The sequence below is a fragment of the Streptomyces sp. NPDC054866 genome (assembly GCF_053610745.1).
This window is the reverse complement of the sequence record NZ_JBSGZA010000003.1, coordinates 785,966-800,209: the sequence shown is the minus strand read 5'-3', so window position 1 is coordinate 800,209 and position 14,244 is coordinate 785,966. Positions and strand designations below refer to the sequence as shown.

The 14,244-nt window shown below is 70.1% G+C and carries 11 protein-coding genes; 3 read left to right on the top strand and 8 right to left on the bottom strand.

The window, feature by feature from the left end; all coding sequences use genetic code 11:
* Positions 1 to 52 precede the first annotated feature (52 nt).
* Positions 53 to 766: a PspA/IM30 family protein gene (locus ACWGI2_RS19015; protein ID WP_453397749.1), complete on the top strand. Its 714-nt coding sequence runs from the start codon at positions 53 to 55 to the stop codon at positions 764 to 766.
* 42 nt (positions 767 to 808) lie between these two features.
* Here ACWGI2_RS19015 and ACWGI2_RS19010 read toward each other — a convergent pair whose 3' ends face one another.
* From ACWGI2_RS19010 to ACWGI2_RS18975, 8 genes are all read right to left on the bottom strand, one after another.
* Positions 809 to 3,472 (bottom strand): SpoIIE family protein phosphatase, encoded by a 2,664-nt coding sequence (locus ACWGI2_RS19010; RefSeq protein WP_453696436.1) that lies wholly within the window; start codon positions 3,470 to 3,472, stop codon positions 809 to 811.
* A gap of 166 nt (positions 3,473 to 3,638) precedes the next feature.
* On the bottom strand, positions 3,639 to 4,055 hold the full coding sequence (locus ACWGI2_RS19005) for an ATP-binding protein (RefSeq protein WP_453397747.1): 417 nt from the start codon (positions 4,053 to 4,055) through the stop codon (positions 3,639 to 3,641).
* A 179-nt stretch (positions 4,056 to 4,234) separates the two neighbouring features.
* Positions 4,235 to 4,645 carry a (deoxy)nucleoside triphosphate pyrophosphohydrolase gene (locus ACWGI2_RS19000; protein ID WP_453696435.1) on the bottom strand — a complete coding sequence of 137 codons (411 nt, stop codon included), beginning with the start codon at positions 4,643 to 4,645 and terminating at the stop codon, positions 4,235 to 4,237.
* Positions 4,646 to 4,663: 18 nt separating this feature from the next.
* Complete coding sequence (locus ACWGI2_RS18995; protein WP_160507023.1) at positions 4,664 to 4,849, bottom strand: SPOR domain-containing protein; 186 nt, start codon at positions 4,847 to 4,849, stop codon at positions 4,664 to 4,666.
* A gap of 215 nt (positions 4,850 to 5,064) precedes the next feature.
* Positions 5,065 to 6,759: a purine-cytosine permease family protein gene (locus ACWGI2_RS18990; protein ID WP_453696434.1), complete on the bottom strand. Its 1,695-nt coding sequence runs from the start codon at positions 6,757 to 6,759 to the stop codon at positions 5,065 to 5,067.
* 195 nt (positions 6,760 to 6,954) lie between these two features.
* Positions 6,955 to 7,707 carry a GntR family transcriptional regulator gene (locus tag ACWGI2_RS18985; protein WP_453397744.1) on the bottom strand — a complete coding sequence of 251 codons (753 nt, stop codon included), beginning with the start codon at positions 7,705 to 7,707 and terminating at the stop codon, positions 6,955 to 6,957.
* A gap of 174 nt (positions 7,708 to 7,881) precedes the next feature.
* Positions 7,882 to 9,015, bottom strand: coding sequence for an alpha/beta hydrolase fold domain-containing protein (locus ACWGI2_RS18980; RefSeq protein ID WP_453397743.1), 1,134 nt, complete (start codon positions 9,013 to 9,015; stop codon positions 7,882 to 7,884).
* Positions 9,016 to 9,316: 301 nt separating this feature from the next.
* Positions 9,317 to 10,891, bottom strand: coding sequence for a S8 family peptidase (locus ACWGI2_RS18975; protein ID WP_453696433.1), 1,575 nt, complete (start codon positions 10,889 to 10,891; stop codon positions 9,317 to 9,319).
* A gap of 241 nt (positions 10,892 to 11,132) precedes the next feature.
* On the opposite strand from ACWGI2_RS18975, the gene ACWGI2_RS18970 reads away from it, so the two are divergent.
* A complete protein-coding gene (locus tag ACWGI2_RS18970; RefSeq protein WP_453696431.1) occupies positions 11,133 to 12,239 on the top strand; it encodes a threonine synthase in 1,107 nt (368 codons plus the stop codon).
* Between the two features lie 190 nt (positions 12,240 to 12,429).
* Positions 12,430 to 13,881: a VMAP-C domain-containing protein gene (locus tag ACWGI2_RS18965; RefSeq protein ID WP_453696430.1), complete on the top strand. Its 1,452-nt coding sequence runs from the start codon at positions 12,430 to 12,432 to the stop codon at positions 13,879 to 13,881.
* Positions 13,882 to 14,244: the final 363 nt, after the last annotated feature.

The following is a 14,244-nucleotide window of genomic DNA, read 5'->3' as shown; positions in this document are numbered from 1 at the left end:
CGTACTCCTGATGCCCTCGTACTCCTACCGACCCTCATAGAAGGAGCCCGTCATGACGAAGCAGACGATCCTCGGGCGCGTGGCCCAGCTCGCCAAGGCCAACATCAACTCCCTCCTCGATCAGGCCGAGGACCCGCAGAAGATGCTCGACCAGCTGATCCGCGACTACACCAACAACATCCGGGAGGCCGAGGAGGCGGTCGCGACCACCATCGGCAATCTGCGGATGCTGGAACTGGACCACAAGGAGGACCAGGACGCGGCCGCCGAATGGGGCACCAAGGCGGTCGCCGCAAGCAAGAAGGCTGACGAGCTGCGCTCCGAGGGGAGCGCCGTGGAGGCCGACAAGTTCGACAGCCTGGCCAAGGTCGCGCTTCAGCGGCAGCTCCAGTCCGAGCGCGAGGCCAAGGACGCCGAGCCGACGATCGCCTCGCAGACCGAGGTCGTCGACAAGCTGAAGACCGGCCTCGACCAGATGAAGATCAAGCTGACCCAGCTCCGGTCGAAGCGCGATCAGCTGGTCGCCCGTGCCAAGACCGCGCAGGCGCAGAACCAGATGATGGACGCCGCCCAGAGCATCGATGTCCTCGACCCGGCCAGCGAGTTGAGCCGCTTCGAGGACAAGGTGCGCCGCGAGGAGGCCAGGGCGCTGGGGAAGCAGGAGCTCGCCGCGTCCTCCCTCGACGCGCAGTTCGAGCAGTTGGACAGCCTGGGCGACACGGCGGAGGTCGAAGCCCGCCTCGCCGCCCTCAAAGCGACCACATGACCACGTAGTGGCACTCAGAACAGCATGACCACGTAGAGGAACTCAGAACAGACTGAGCAGCGCCTCCGCCGCGTCCATCGGCTGCGCGCCGCTGTCCGGCAACGGCATCTCGAACCACACCGTCTTGCCGCGCGGCGTCCTGCGCGAGCCCCACGCGGCGCTCAGCAGGCCGACCAGCTGCAGCCCGCGGCCGCCCTCGTCCGTGTCGCGCGCCCGGCGGCGCCGCGGCTGGACGAGCCCCGCGTCCCACACCTCGCACACCAAAGTGCGGTCGAGCAGGAGCCGCAGCCGGATGTCGCCCTCGCCGTACCGGAGCGCGTTGGTGACCAGCTCGCTGACCAGCAGTTCGGTCGTGTCGCAGAGGGGTTCCAGGTCCCAGGCGCGCAGCTGATCGCAGGCCAGTTCGCGGGCCCGGCCCACCGACTTCGGGTCACGCGGCAGCGTCCAGTCGCCGACGGCCTCGGCGGGCAGGCCCTGGATGCGCGCCATGAGCAGCGCGATGTCGTCCTCTCCGTGGTGGGTGTCGAGGGTGTTCAGGACGTGGTCGCAGACGTCCTCAAGGGCGGGCGCGGGGTCGTCGAGGGCCCGTACGAAGGCGTTCAGGCCCTCGTCGAGCGGGTGGTCGCGGGACTCGACGAGCCCGTCCGTGTAGAGCGCGAGCAGGGCGCCCTCGGGCAGCTCGACCTCGACCTCCTCGAAGGGCTCACCGCCGACTCCCAGCGGCATGCCGGGCGGCACGTCGAGCATGAGCGGCGATTCGCCGGGCTCGACGAGTACGGGGGGCAGGTGGCCGGCGTTGGCGAAGGTGCAGCGGCGCGTGACGGCGTCGTAGACCGCGTAGACGCACGTGGCGAGGTAGACCTCCGAGAGGTCCGTCCCGTTCGCGGAACGCGTCTGACGGGCCGTCCTCGTGGCCTGCTGGGTGCCTGAGGGGTCGCCGAGGCCGCGGGCGATCTCGTCGAGCGCGGAGAGTACCTCCGCGGGCTCCAGGTCCAGGAGCGCCAAGGTGCGTACGGCGGTGCGCAGTTCGCCCATGGCGACGGCGGCGCGCAGGCCGCGGCCCATGACGTCGCCGACGACCAGGGCGGTGCGGTGGCCCGGCAGTTCGATGACGTCGAACCAGTCGCCGCCGACCTCGGTGGCCGCGTTGCCCGGGAGGTAGCGGCAGGCGATGTCCAGGCCGGACGCCTCGGGGTCGCCGGGCGGCAGCAGGGAGCGCTGCAGTATCAGCGCGCGTTCGTGCTCGCGGCGGTAGAGGCGGGCGTTGTCGATGCAGACGGCGGCGCGCGCGGCGAGCTCGACGGCGAGGGCGCGATCGCGCTCCCCGAAGGGCTCGCTCCCCTTCGTGCGGGAGAACTGGGCGAGGCCGACGACGGTGTCGTGGGCGACCATCGGCACGACGAGCGTCGACTGGATGAGCCCGCCGGTGAGCCTGCTCGCCGAGCCGTCGTCGGCCGCGGAGACGAGCCGCGGCCGTGCCGTGCGCAGGGCGTCCGCGCAGGGCGATGTGAAGGCGAAGCGGTGCACGGCGCCCACGTCGACGGGGTGGCCGCCGTCCGGGAAGGGCGCGTCGGAGACGGCGCTCGCGAAGGCGACGCGGCGCAGTTCGGCGCTTCCGTCGGCGAGGCCGGGCGGTGTCTCGTCGCCGTCGAGCAGTCCTTGGTAGAGGTCTACGGAGGCGAGGTCGCAGAAGCCGGGGACGGTGACGTCGAGCAGCTCGCGCGCGGTCGTCTCCAGGTCGAGGGAGTTGCCGATCCGGGCGCCCGCTTCGTTGAGCAGGGCGAGGTTGCGGCGGGCGTGGGCGGCCTCGCGGGCGGCGGCGTGGCGCCGGGTGACGTCGGTGCCGAGGCCCGCGACGCCTATGGGGCGGCCGGAACCGCTGTGCACGCGGTAGAGGTTGATCGACCAGTGGCGGCGTTCGTTGCTGCCGGGGGCGGGGCCGACGATCTGCATGTCCGTGACGGAGTCGCCGGTCTCCAGGACGCGCCTGAGGGCGGCGGCCATGCGGTCGGCCTCGTGACGCGGGAGGTAGTCGTGGACGGTGCGGCCGCGGTGGTCCTCGACGCCGCCTCCGAAGACGGCGGCGAAACGGCGGTTGGCACGCTGCACCTTCAGGTCCGTGCCGAACAGCAGGAAGCCGAAGGGAGATTGGCCGAAAATGGCCTGCGAAGCGGCGAGGTCGGTCTCGATCTGCCGGAGCGCCCGTACGTCGACGACGATGCAGACGGCGGCCCGCTCGCCCTCCTCGGTCTCGGTGGGCATCACGTAGACCTCGGCGATCCCTTCGGAGCCTCTGAAGGACTCCGTGGCGGGTCCGCCGGGTCCGCCCTGCCCACCCGGTCCACCCGGTCCACCCGGTCCGTCGGGCCTTCCGGGTGCCCGGAAGGGGACGGATCCGGTCCACTCCCTGCCGTCCAGGATCTCCGCCATCTTGCGGTGCCCGCTGCTGCGCAGCTCGGCAGGGACGAAGGCCTCGATCGGGTCCCTGCCCACGGCGTCCTCTGCGACCACTCCGAACAGCCGCTCGGCCCGCAGGCTCCACTGGTCGATGAGACCGTCGGGGCCGATCGAGAACGAGGCCACCTTGATGTAGTCGTAGATCGAACCGGGTGGACTGCTCTGCCACATCACGTCATCCGCAGCTTCGCCCCTAGCGTCACCCGACGGCCTGTCCTGCTCCGTCGCCTTCGCTGGTATCTCGCTCACGCGAACCGTCCCCTCCAGCTCACCACGTCCGGCACCGGTCACCGGATGCGGCTGCCCGCAGTATCCAGCACTACGGAGCCACGCCACACGGCGTTCACGATCACAGCACGGACTCAACTCTTTTTGGCCCGTGACCGTCTTGTGTCTGTCCCACGCTGCCAGTCTTCTAACCCGGCAGCACCAGCTCGAACCACACCGTCTTGCCCGTCTTCCCCGTGCTGCCCTGTCGCGTCCCCCAGCGCCGCGACGCGCGGGCCACCAATTGGATACCCCTGCCCCCCTCGTCATCAGGTGTGGCGTCGCGCTCCCGGGGCGGGTCGGGAAGCGGATCGGAGACCTCTACGAGGAGGGTGTCCAGCGGCCCGGCCGGACGTACGAGCCGTACTCCGATGGGGCCCGAGGCGTGTCGCAGGGAGTTGGTCACCAGTTCGCTCACGAGGAGGACGGTGATGTCACCGAGGGCGGCGAGGCCCCAGGCGCCGAGTTGTTTGCGCACGACGGCACGGGCCATGCGCACGGCGCCAGGGTCTGCGGGAAAATCCCACTCGGCGCAGTCGCCTTCGGTGTCGATCACGCCGATCACTTCCAGACCAGCAACAGCGGACCCTTGTCCGGTTTCATGGGGTTAATGGGCACATACCCGATATCCCGGCGGAACTACCGCTTACTTGGGCGCACTGTGGCACGAACGGCGTAGGTGGGGCTCAAGTGCGGGGAGACATGCCCTCGCGCGCTCCCCCGGCCGGCGGCGCCCGATCCGCCCTAGCGGCGCTCGACCCCCGCCCCCGTCACCGGCACCACCACCGCCGCCACCGCCGGGACGTCCGCGTCCAGCCAGTCCACCGACCAGACCTCGTCCGGCGCGAGCCAGCGCAGTTCGTCGTGGTCCTCCAGGGGCTGGGGGGCTCCCGACAGGAGCTTCGCCGTCCACACCCACAGGACGTACCCCGGCTTGAGCGGCCACTGTCCCGGCACCCTCGCGACCGGCTCGGCGGTGACGCCCAGCTCTTCGCGCAGCTCTCGCACCAGGGCTTCCTCGGGGTGCTCGCCGGGCTCGACCTTCCCGCCGGGCAGTTCCCAGCGGCCCGCGAGCTCAGGGGGTGCGCTGCGCCGCGCGGCCAGCAGGCGCCCGTCGTCGTACAGGGCGGCGCCCACCACGATCCGTTCCGTCATGCGGCGGAGCCTATGCGGTCAGTGCGCGCTGCCGTTCTGGCTCAGCTTCTCCACGCTGTACAGCTGCTGGCGGCCGTGGTCGTCGAGGCTCTCCGCGATCTTCTCGGCCTCGGCCTTCGTCGCGTACCTACCCACCCTGTAGCGGTTGCCGTTGTCATCCTGACGTATCACGAGCCAGGGAAGAACGGCCGTTCCGTCATTCATCGCGCCCCTCCGCTCGCCGCCCCCGGCGCGCGCCACGCCTCGATCAGTAAGGAAACCGCAATCCGCATATGCCCGAGCCTACGCCCGACCTTTACTCAGCGGATACGACTTTGCACAAAGAGGTACGCAATTGGCCAAAGCCGAGGGGGCGCACCTTGTCGGATGCGCCCCCTGGTGACACCGGTTCGGCCGGTGCGAGCCGTGTCGGTCCCGCGTCAGTCGGTGCGCACCGTCGGCATCGGCATGAGCACCGGCGCACTCGACGGCGACGTACGGCAGACGTCTCCGCACTCCGCGTCCAACGAGCAGCACAGTGAGCAGATCGGGCCCGCCTGGACCGGGCAGTCCGCGATGTCCGGGAGTTCGTACGCCGTCTCGCAGACGCCGCACGCGTGCGTGGCCGTCACGTCGGGGACGTCGACGTGCGGACCGTTCACCGGGTTCGGGCGCGCCAGGTAGTACTTGCCCTTCGTCGCCCAGGCGATCAACGGGCACAGGACGAGGGCGAGTCCGGCCGCGATGAACGTCGAGAAGGCTTCCGCGTACTCCCCGAAGAGGCCGAAGAAGGCCAGGATCGAGACCACCGACGCGATCACCATCGAGCCGAAGCCCGCCGGGTTCACCGCGTACAGGTAGGCCCTCTTGAACTCGATGTACGGGGGGCTCCAGCCCATCCTCTTGTTGATGACGAGGTCGGCGGCGACCGCCACGATCCATGCGATGCCGACGTTCGAGTAGAACCCGAGCAGCTTGTTGAGGGCCGCGAACATGTTCATCTCCATCAGCGTCAGCGCGATGGCGAGGTTGAGGAAGATGTACCAGACCCGGCCCGGGTGCCGGTGCGTGACGCGGGAGAAGAAGTTCGACCAGGACAGCGAACCGCTGTAGGCGTTGGTCACGTTGATCTTGATCTGGGAGACGATCACGAAGAGGGCCGCCGCGGGCAGCGCGAAGGAGCCGAGCCACGGCTTCAGGGCCTCGATCTGCGGCGCGATCGGCTCCAGGGCGTGCGTCTTGCCGACGGCTTCGAGGGCGGCGAACGCCAGGAGCGCGCCGCCCAGCTGCTTGGCCGCGCCGATGATGACCCAGCCCGGACCCGCCGCCAGTACGGCCAGGTTCCAACGCCTCTTGTTCTGCTCGGTCTTGGCCGGCATGAAGCGCAGATAGTCCGCCTGCTCGCCGATCTGGGCGATGAGCGAGAGCGCGACGCCCGTGCCGAGCCCGAAGGCGACCCAGGAGAAGCCGCTGCCCGCCCCCTCGGTGCCCCCGAAGGAGCCGAACGCGCCCCAGGCGTCCGGCGCCTCGAAGGCGAGCACCACGAACGGCAGCACCATGCCGATGAGCCAGATCGGCTGCGTCCAGGCCTGCACCTTGGCCAGCGCGCCCATGCCGCGGAAGACGATCGGGATCACGATGAGCGTCGTGATCAAGTAGCCGATCTCCACCGGGAGTCCGACGGCCTGGTGCATGGCCTGGGCCATGATCGACCCTTCGAGCGCGAAGAAGATGAACGTGAACGAGGCGTAGATCAGCGACGTCAGCGTCGAGCCGAAGTAGCCGAAGCCCGCGCCCCGGGTCACCAGGTCCATGTCCAGGCCGTACTTGGCGCAGGCCCGCGCGATCGGGATGCCGGTGACGAAGATGATCGTCGCGGCGCACAGGATCGAGGCGAGTCCGCTGGTGAAGCCGTAGGTGAAGACGATGGACGCGCCGATCGCGAAGTCCGCGAGATAGGCGATGCCGCCGAGCGCGGTCGACGCCACCATGGTCGGCGACCAGCGCCGGAAGGAGTGCGGCGCGTACCGCAGGGAGTAGTCCTCGCGGCTCTCGTCGGCCGCCATCTTCGCGTAGCTGCGCTTGGGTGGTGGTCCTGCGGCGGCGCTGGTGTCGCGGGTGGCCGTATCCGTCATGTGAGTTCAACCGTCATGTGGGTTCCTGTCGTCCGACCGGAGTGCGGGTACGGGCGATCAAGTTAGGAGCCGTACATGACAAGCCGTCACGGGTCCTGATTGCTCCGGCGTTACGGAAGCCGGCCGCGCGTTAACTCGCGATCTCGGCGGGCGGACGGGCCCCTCCGGATTCCGGGCGTACGCCGGAGCGCCCGGTCACTTCACCGGCAGGTGGTATGCGATCCGATACCGGTCCGCGGGCACCACGACGTCGGCCGTCTCGACCGGTTTGCCCGACGCGAAGTACGTCCGCTGCACGACGATCACCACATGGCCGGGGACACCGCCGAGCGCCATGAGCTCCTCCGCAAGCCCCGGGCGCGCGCCGACCTCCTCCGCGACGTTGTCCACGACGACGTCGATGGCCGCCATGCGCTCGACCACTCCGCAGCCGCCCAGCGGTCCTTCCTCGGGGAGCATCACGGGGGTGCGTCCGGTGACGGCGAGGGGCTCCCAGGAGGTGGAGAGCATCATCACCTCGCCCGCGTCGCGGTAGACGTACTTGGTGCACATGACGCGGTCTCCCGCGCGGATGCCGAGACGCTCGGCGATCGCGCTGCCGGCCTCCACCTGCTCGCTGCGCGACTCCCAGGTGCCGCGCGCGCCGTCCTCCGCCTGCTCCTGACGGAAGGGCGTCGAGCCGCCAGGTCCCCGATAGCCGGTGCGTGCCACGCGGCGGGGCACGGGTCGCTCGCGCACGTACGTGCCGGATCCGGAACGTCCTTCGACCAGACCTTCGGCCATCAGGACCTTGCGGGCCTCCAGGGCGACCGTGTCCGACACGCCGTACTCCTCGCGGATCCTGGCCTGCGAGGGGAGCCGGGTGTGCGGCGGCAGCGAACCGTCGACGATCTTCTTGCGGAGATCACCCGCGACACGCAGATACGCCGGCTGCTCACCGAAAGTCACTGGCCACTCCCATCAGGTTGACAGACAGCAACAGCCTGGCAACCGTGGGTTGTTGGCCGCAACCCAAGGCCAAGGAATCACCCGAAGTGATGATTTTGGGGCGTGCAGGTCTTTACGCAGGGGCTTTCCGCGGCTATGGCGATCACCTTCCCACGCCGCTCCCGGGGGCGTCGATCAAGCGCTCTCGCCCCGGATGGCGAGGAAGCGGGAGATCGCCGCTCTCGCGATCTGACTGCCCCAGCCACCCCAGTTCACGTCGAAGCAGTGGTCGGCCCAGGGCAGTTCGACATACGTCGACGGCGCCCCGGCCACGTCGAGCCGCCGCGCCAGCTCGCGCGCCTGCGCCACCGGCACCGCCCGGTCCGCGCTGCCGTGCAGCAGGAGCGTGGGCGGCACGTCCGTCCGTACGAGCCTGGCGGGCGAACCGAGCAGGTAGCGGGCGGGGGCGGCCTTCGCCGAACCGCCCATCAGGCGGGGGATCATGGGGTCGCCGCGCAGCGCGGTCCCCGCGATGAGGCGCCCCATGTCGGTCGGCCCGTAGAGCGAGATCACCCCGGCGACCGAGCTGTCACGCACCGCACAGGAGGCGGGGACGCGGTCATCACCCTCCGTATAGGCGGCCGCGAGCGCGAGGTTGCCGCCCGCCGAACTCCCCGCGAGCACAAGGCGGTCGGGATCGATGCCGAACACGCGCGCGTGCCGCCGCAGCCAGCCCACGGCGCACTTCACGTCGCCGATCTGGTCGAGCTGGGTCGCGCGGGGCGCGAGCCGGTAGTCGATGTCGAAGACCGACCAGCCCCGCGCGTTGAACCAGCGGTTCCACGCGGGGCTCTGACCGCGGTGCCCCTTGTTCCAGCCTCCCCCGTGCACCCAGACCACGGCCGGGTGCCGCACCCCGTCCCGCTTCGGCAGGGTCCACAGGTCCAGCTTCTCGCGCCGCTCGCCGATGCGGGCGTAGCGGCGGGTGCGGTCGCCGTCGGGGGCCTTGGCGTAGTTGACGCCCTCGAAGTAGGCGGAGGGGGCGAGGGGTTGACCCTGCCCCTGGGCGGTGCGGTACGCGGCGGCGTACGGCATGACGCCGTACACGAGCGCGACGAAGGCGGTCAGTACGGCCAACCCGGCGCACCAGGGGTGGCGCCGCCCCGCGACCGCTCCGGCGGCGAGGCCGATGACCGCGGGCGGCACGAGCACGAGCCCCCAGGAGGTGACCGCTGCCGCGACGAGCACCAGGAGGGGGATGCGGGGCAGCGGGGCAGCGACGAGTACGGCGAGGGCGGCGTTCAGGAGGGCGACGGCGACGAGGAGCACTCGGGAGAGATGCGCGACGCACGAAACCCTGGGCCTGATCCTGCCGTTGCGGCTGACCCTTCGGGGAGGGTCCGACGCCGCGGGCCCCGGAGTGCGCCGGCCTGCGACGGTTGGCGTCACGACAGTCGTCACGCCGAAGAACTATCACAGAAGCGGACAAAAGGCCCTTAAGGTGAGCGGCCTCGTCACACGGGCGTGCGACGCACCTCGTCCTCGCGGCGGGCCGGGTCGACGACCCGAAGCCCTTCCCCGAGGACGAGAGCGCGTACGTACGGGAGCAGCTCAGCTCAAGGCCTGCGGCCTAGAACTGCAGTGCCCAGGAGTCGATCTTCCCGACGTCCTGCGCCGCGTTGTCACTCACCCGCAGCTTCCACGTCCCGTTGGCCGTCTCGGACGACGCGTTCACCGTGTAGGTGGTGTTGATGTCGTCCGAACTGCCGCCGGTTCCATAGCCCTTCAGCGTGTACGCGCTGCCGTCGGGTGCGATCAGCTGCACCTGGAGGTCACCCACGTACGTGTGCTTGATGGCGACCGGCACGCTCAGGGCGGCGGGCGCCGAGCCCGGGACGCCGCTCACGGTGACCGGTGATTCGGCCGTGGCGTTGTCAGTGATCGCGTAGTCGGTCGTGTTCTCGAACTTGGGGCCCGGCGGGTTCGTCGAGCCGGGGCCCACGTTCAGGAGGCGGTTGGGGGAGCCCGTTCCGGGGCTGGTGACGACGCCCGTGGAGGCCGCGCTGACCAGCGCCGCGGACACCTGGGCCGGGGTCGCCGCGCGGTTGTCGGCGAGGTAGAGCGCCGCGGCGCCCGCGGTGTGCGGGGACGCCATCGACGTACCGGAGATCGTGTTCGTCGCGCTGTCGCTGCTGTTCCAGGTCGAGGTGATGGACGAGCCCGGCGCGAACAGGTCCAGGACGCTGCCGAAGTTGGAGTAGCTCGCCTTGGCGTCGGTGCTCGTGGTGGCGCCGACCGTGATGGCCTCGGTCACGCGCGCGGGAGAGCGCGTGGAGGCGTTGACGGACTCGTTGCCGGCCGCGACGGCGAAGGTGATGCCGGACGCGATGGCGTTGCGTACGGCCGTGTCCAGGGCGCTGTCGGCGCCGCCGCCGAGCGACATGTTCGCGACGGCGGGCTTGACCGCGTTCCGGGCGACCCAGTCGATGCCGGCGACGACCTGTGCGGTGGTGCCGGAGCCCTGGTTGTTCAGGACGCGTACGCCGACGATCTTCGCCTTCTTGGCGACGCCGTGCAGGGTTCCGCCGACGGTGCCCGCGACGTGCGTGCCGTGGCCGTGGCCGTCCTGCGCGGTGTTGTCGTTGTCGATGGCGTCGTAGCCGTAGGAGGCGCGTCCGCCGAAGTCGCTGTGGCTGATGCGGACTCCGGTGTCGATGACGTACGCCGTGACGCCCTCACCGGCGGAGTCCGGGTAGGTGTAGGAGTTGTTCAGCGGGAGGGTCTTCTGGTCGATGCGGTCCAGGCCCCAGGACGGCGGGTTCGGCTGGGTGGCGTCGACCGTGAACGTGCGGTTCTGCACGACGGAATCGACCGCCGGGTCCGCGGCGAACTTCTTGGCCTCGGCCGCGGAGAGCTCGACCGCGTAGCCGTTGAGCGCCTTCTTGTACGTGCGGTCGATCTCGGCGCCGTACTTCTCGGCCAGGGCCTTGCCCTGCTTGGAGTCCGCCTTCGCGGCGTCCGCGTCGAGGCTGACTATGTAGCTTCCGGGTATCGCGCCGGGTGCTCCGGCGTTCTCGATCCTGCCTTCGCCCTGGCCCGGCTGAGCGGTCGCGGGGAGGGCGGAGACGACGCCGAGGGCGAGGGCCGCGACCGCTGTCGCGCTGATCGCGGCCAGTCTTCGGCGGGTATGACGCATCACTGCCATCTGAGGGGTCCTCCTCAATAGGTGGCGCGCTGGTGGGGGGTGGTGCCGGTGGTGCCAGTGGTGCCCACACGCGGAGGCAAACGACAGGAGCATGTCAATTGACGTGTCTACTTTTGCCTTCGTCGGGACGAAAGATTGGCGGATCCATAGGAATCCCACAAGGGTCAGTACCGGACGTAACATGACCGCCACGCACCCGCCATGACACATCCGCCCCAACTGCCCCAACTAGCCTGCGGACATGACAGCATTGCCGGATTGTTTCTGCCCCACCGACGGAACCCGTGTCCCCGCGGGCACCCTCGCCTGGTGCTGCCCCGTCTGCCGCGGCCCGCTCGACCTGGACTTCTCCCCCAATCCCGCACCGCTGAAGTCCCTGAACGGAAGGGTCAATTCACTGTGGCGGTACGCGGAGTCCCTGCCGCTGCCCGTCCCCGCGTTCTCGCTCGGCGAGGGCCGCACACCGCTCGTACCGCTGGATGGCGCGATCTCGGCCAAGCTCGACTTCCTGATGCCGACCCTCTCCTTCAAGGACCGGGGCGCCGTCATGCTCGCCGCACTCGCGCAGCGGCTCGCCCCGGAACGGGTGATCGCCGACAGCAGCGGCAACGCGGGCACGGCGATCGCCGCGTACTGCGCGCGGGCCGGACTGCCCTGCACGGTGTACGTTCCTGAGGGCACGTCACCGAAGAAGCTGGAGCAGATCGGCGCGCACGGAGCGCGGCTCGAAGTCGTCCCCGGAGACCGCGAGAAGACGGCATGGACGGCCCGTACGGCGGCCGACGAACCGGGCACCTTCTACGCCTCGCACGTCCACAACCCCTACTTCCTCCAGGGCACCAAGACGTACGTCCATGAGCTGTGGGAGGACCTGGGCGGCCGGCTGCCGGACGCGCTCGTCGTGCCCGTGGGCAACGGCACCCTGCTGCTCGGTGCGGCACTCGCGGTGCGGGAACTGCACGCGGCGGGCCTGATCGCGAAGGCACCGGCGCTGTACGCCGTGCAGGCCGCCGCGGTCTCCCCGCTGGCCGAGGCGTGGCGCGCCGGTGCCGACGAGCCCCTGGGCACCGCCCCGGCGGCGCCCACGCTCGCGGAGGGCATCGCCATTCCGCGGCCACCCCGCGCACGGCAGATCCTGCGGGCCGTACGCGGTCTCGGCGGCGGTTTCCTGACGGTCACGGAGGACCAGATCCGGGACGCCCAACTGGATCTGGCGGGACGTGGGTTGTACGTCGAGGCGACCGGCGTCGCGTGCTGGGCCGCCGTACGGGACGGCGCACTCGGCGAGCGCACGGCCGTGGTTCCGCTGTGCGGTGCGGGTGTGAAGTCGGGACTCGCGAGCGCGTGAGCGCCGAACTGGACACCAGGGCAGGCTAGTTGGTTCCCGCCGGCCGATGGTCACAGCTCTGTCCGCTCATGGCCGGAGCCCTGCCCTGAGCCGAACTGTGGCCGTACGCTTGTCGCCACCATCGATATGACGGTGCGATCGGGAGGTCACGGGGGTGGAAGGGCGCAGCCCTGCGAGGGTTCGCAACGAATTGGTCGCCGACATCGTCGACGTACTGCAGGAATCGGGCACGGTACGACAGGAGAACAGCGCCGATCTTTGGGTGCGCATGCTGAGCGACGAGCTGGAATCCCCCGTGGAGCCCCTGCGCAACGCGGCGCTGCGGCCCTGGCTGCTTCAGCTGGTGGAGCGCTGCGCGCAGGTTCCCGACGGTCTCGGGTGCCTGGTGCGCTGCCTGCAATATCTGGAGCAGCAGTCTTCCGCCATTCTGTCGCTGCTGCGTCTCGTGGACGAATGGGAGGCCGTGGAGTTCTTCGACGGCGCCGACCTGCATCCCTTGCAGCCCATCCTGCGGGACATGCGCTCATCGGCCGGACTCGCCACGCTCGCCCGGCGGGCCAGCCGGTCACGCACCCAGGAATTGCCTGCGTGGTGCGACACGGGATGGGCAGTCTTCCTACGGCTGGCCGGCGGCAACACCGCCGCGAGGGAACTCCCCGTCAGCATGGCGTTCCTGGCCCTGGCCGCCGACCGGCTCGTGGAGGACGGACAGATGGAGGCAGCGGAGGACCTGCGTCGCTGGAACCGCTCGCAGGCCAGGGCGTGGGGTCTTGAGGACCAGATCGCCGACTGGCAGCGCAGCGGCCTGGTCCAGCAGGCTCCGCCGCCCATGGTGCCCGCGTATCTGATGATCCAGTTCGAGCCCGACGGAGTGGATCCCGACCGCTATCTCCTCTCCCACTGGCGGCAGTCGGACGCCGACGGCTGGCATCCCGTGCCGGGCGAGACCCTGCATCTGCACCGCGACGACCTGCCCGCCGAGGTCGAGGTCCTCATCGAGCAGACCGAGGAGCGATGGGCGGACCTGCGGCAACCGGTCGTCCTTGAATTCATCCTCCCGTGGGAATTGCTGGGCGAGCCCGTGGAGTGGTGGCACAAGGAGTCCTCGTCCTCGTCACCGACCCCCCTGGTGATGGACTACGCCGTTCTGATCCGCAGCTTCGAGCGTCTGCGCAAGGCCGCCTGGCATCGCCCCTGGCACAAGAAGTGGCGCCAGCTCAAGGAGCAGCCCGCCGACAGCCATTCGTACTTCAACCCTCCGGGCCAGTCGCACTTCCACCTGGAGCGCGAGCTGAAGGAGGACGACCACGCGGTCTGTCTCGTACTGAGCCAGCCACCCGGCACCGACTCACCCGCAAGCCACGAGGAGTTCATGGCGGGGCTGCGGGCGGGGGTGCCCGCGATGATCTGGCACCGCGGTGACTGCGGTGATCCCGCCTTCAAGGAGGCGGTCGCCGAGATGGTCCAGGCCAGGGGCCTGTCCAGCCTGGTGACGCGCGCCGGAAATTGGCGCAAGGAGGCTCTGGCGCTGGGACCCGAGGGCTGGGACAACCACGTGGGGCGCCATCTGGCGATCCTGTTCGACGATCCGGAACGCAGACCCGGGCCGCCCGGCCCCGACCGAGCGCCGGTGACGAGTTGAACGGGCCCGCAGGCGACAGGTCCGTGAACCTCCCGCACACGGCGAGAGGGGGTGCCGCGCCGTGAACGAGCCGGCCTCCGCTGCCGTGCGGCTGCTTTCCGCCGGGCGCATGCACCTGTCGCCCGTGCGCACGCGCCTGCCGACCGGGCGTACGCGCCTGCCGACCGGGCGCACGGAGCCACACGCCGGGGGCGTCATGTCTTCCGCCGTAGGCACGGATTTCCCCGCGGCGGGCGTGACTTCTAGCACGATTTCCGTGCGCCCCGGCCCATGCCGCCGTACCCCCTTGCTTGCTGTGCGGGCGCACTGTCACGCTGCGCTTGTGGATGTCACGCACGCCCGCGCACTGGGGGACTCCGCACC

Bases quoted from the DNA above. Each gene is read 5' to 3' on its own strand.
- ACWGI2_RS18995 (WP_160507023.1), bottom strand. From the start codon at position 4,849: ATGAATGACGGAACGGCCGTTCTTCCCTGGCTCGTGATACGTCAGGAT.
- ACWGI2_RS19015 (WP_453397749.1), top strand. From the start codon at position 53: ATGACGAAGCAGACGATCCTCGGGCGCGTGGCCCAGCTCGCCAAGGCC.
- ACWGI2_RS18970 (WP_453696431.1), top strand. From the start codon at position 11,133: ATGACAGCATTGCCGGATTGTTTCTGCCCCACCGACGGAACCCGTGTC.
- ACWGI2_RS18990 (WP_453696434.1), bottom strand. From the start codon at position 6,759: ATGACGGATACGGCCACCCGCGACACCAGCGCCGCCGCAGGACCACCA.
- ACWGI2_RS18975 (WP_453696433.1), bottom strand. From the start codon at position 10,891: ATGGCAGTGATGCGTCATACCCGCCGAAGACTGGCCGCGATCAGCGCG.
- ACWGI2_RS19000 (WP_453696435.1), bottom strand. From the start codon at position 4,645: ATGACGGAACGGATCGTGGTGGGCGCCGCCCTGTACGACGACGGGCGC.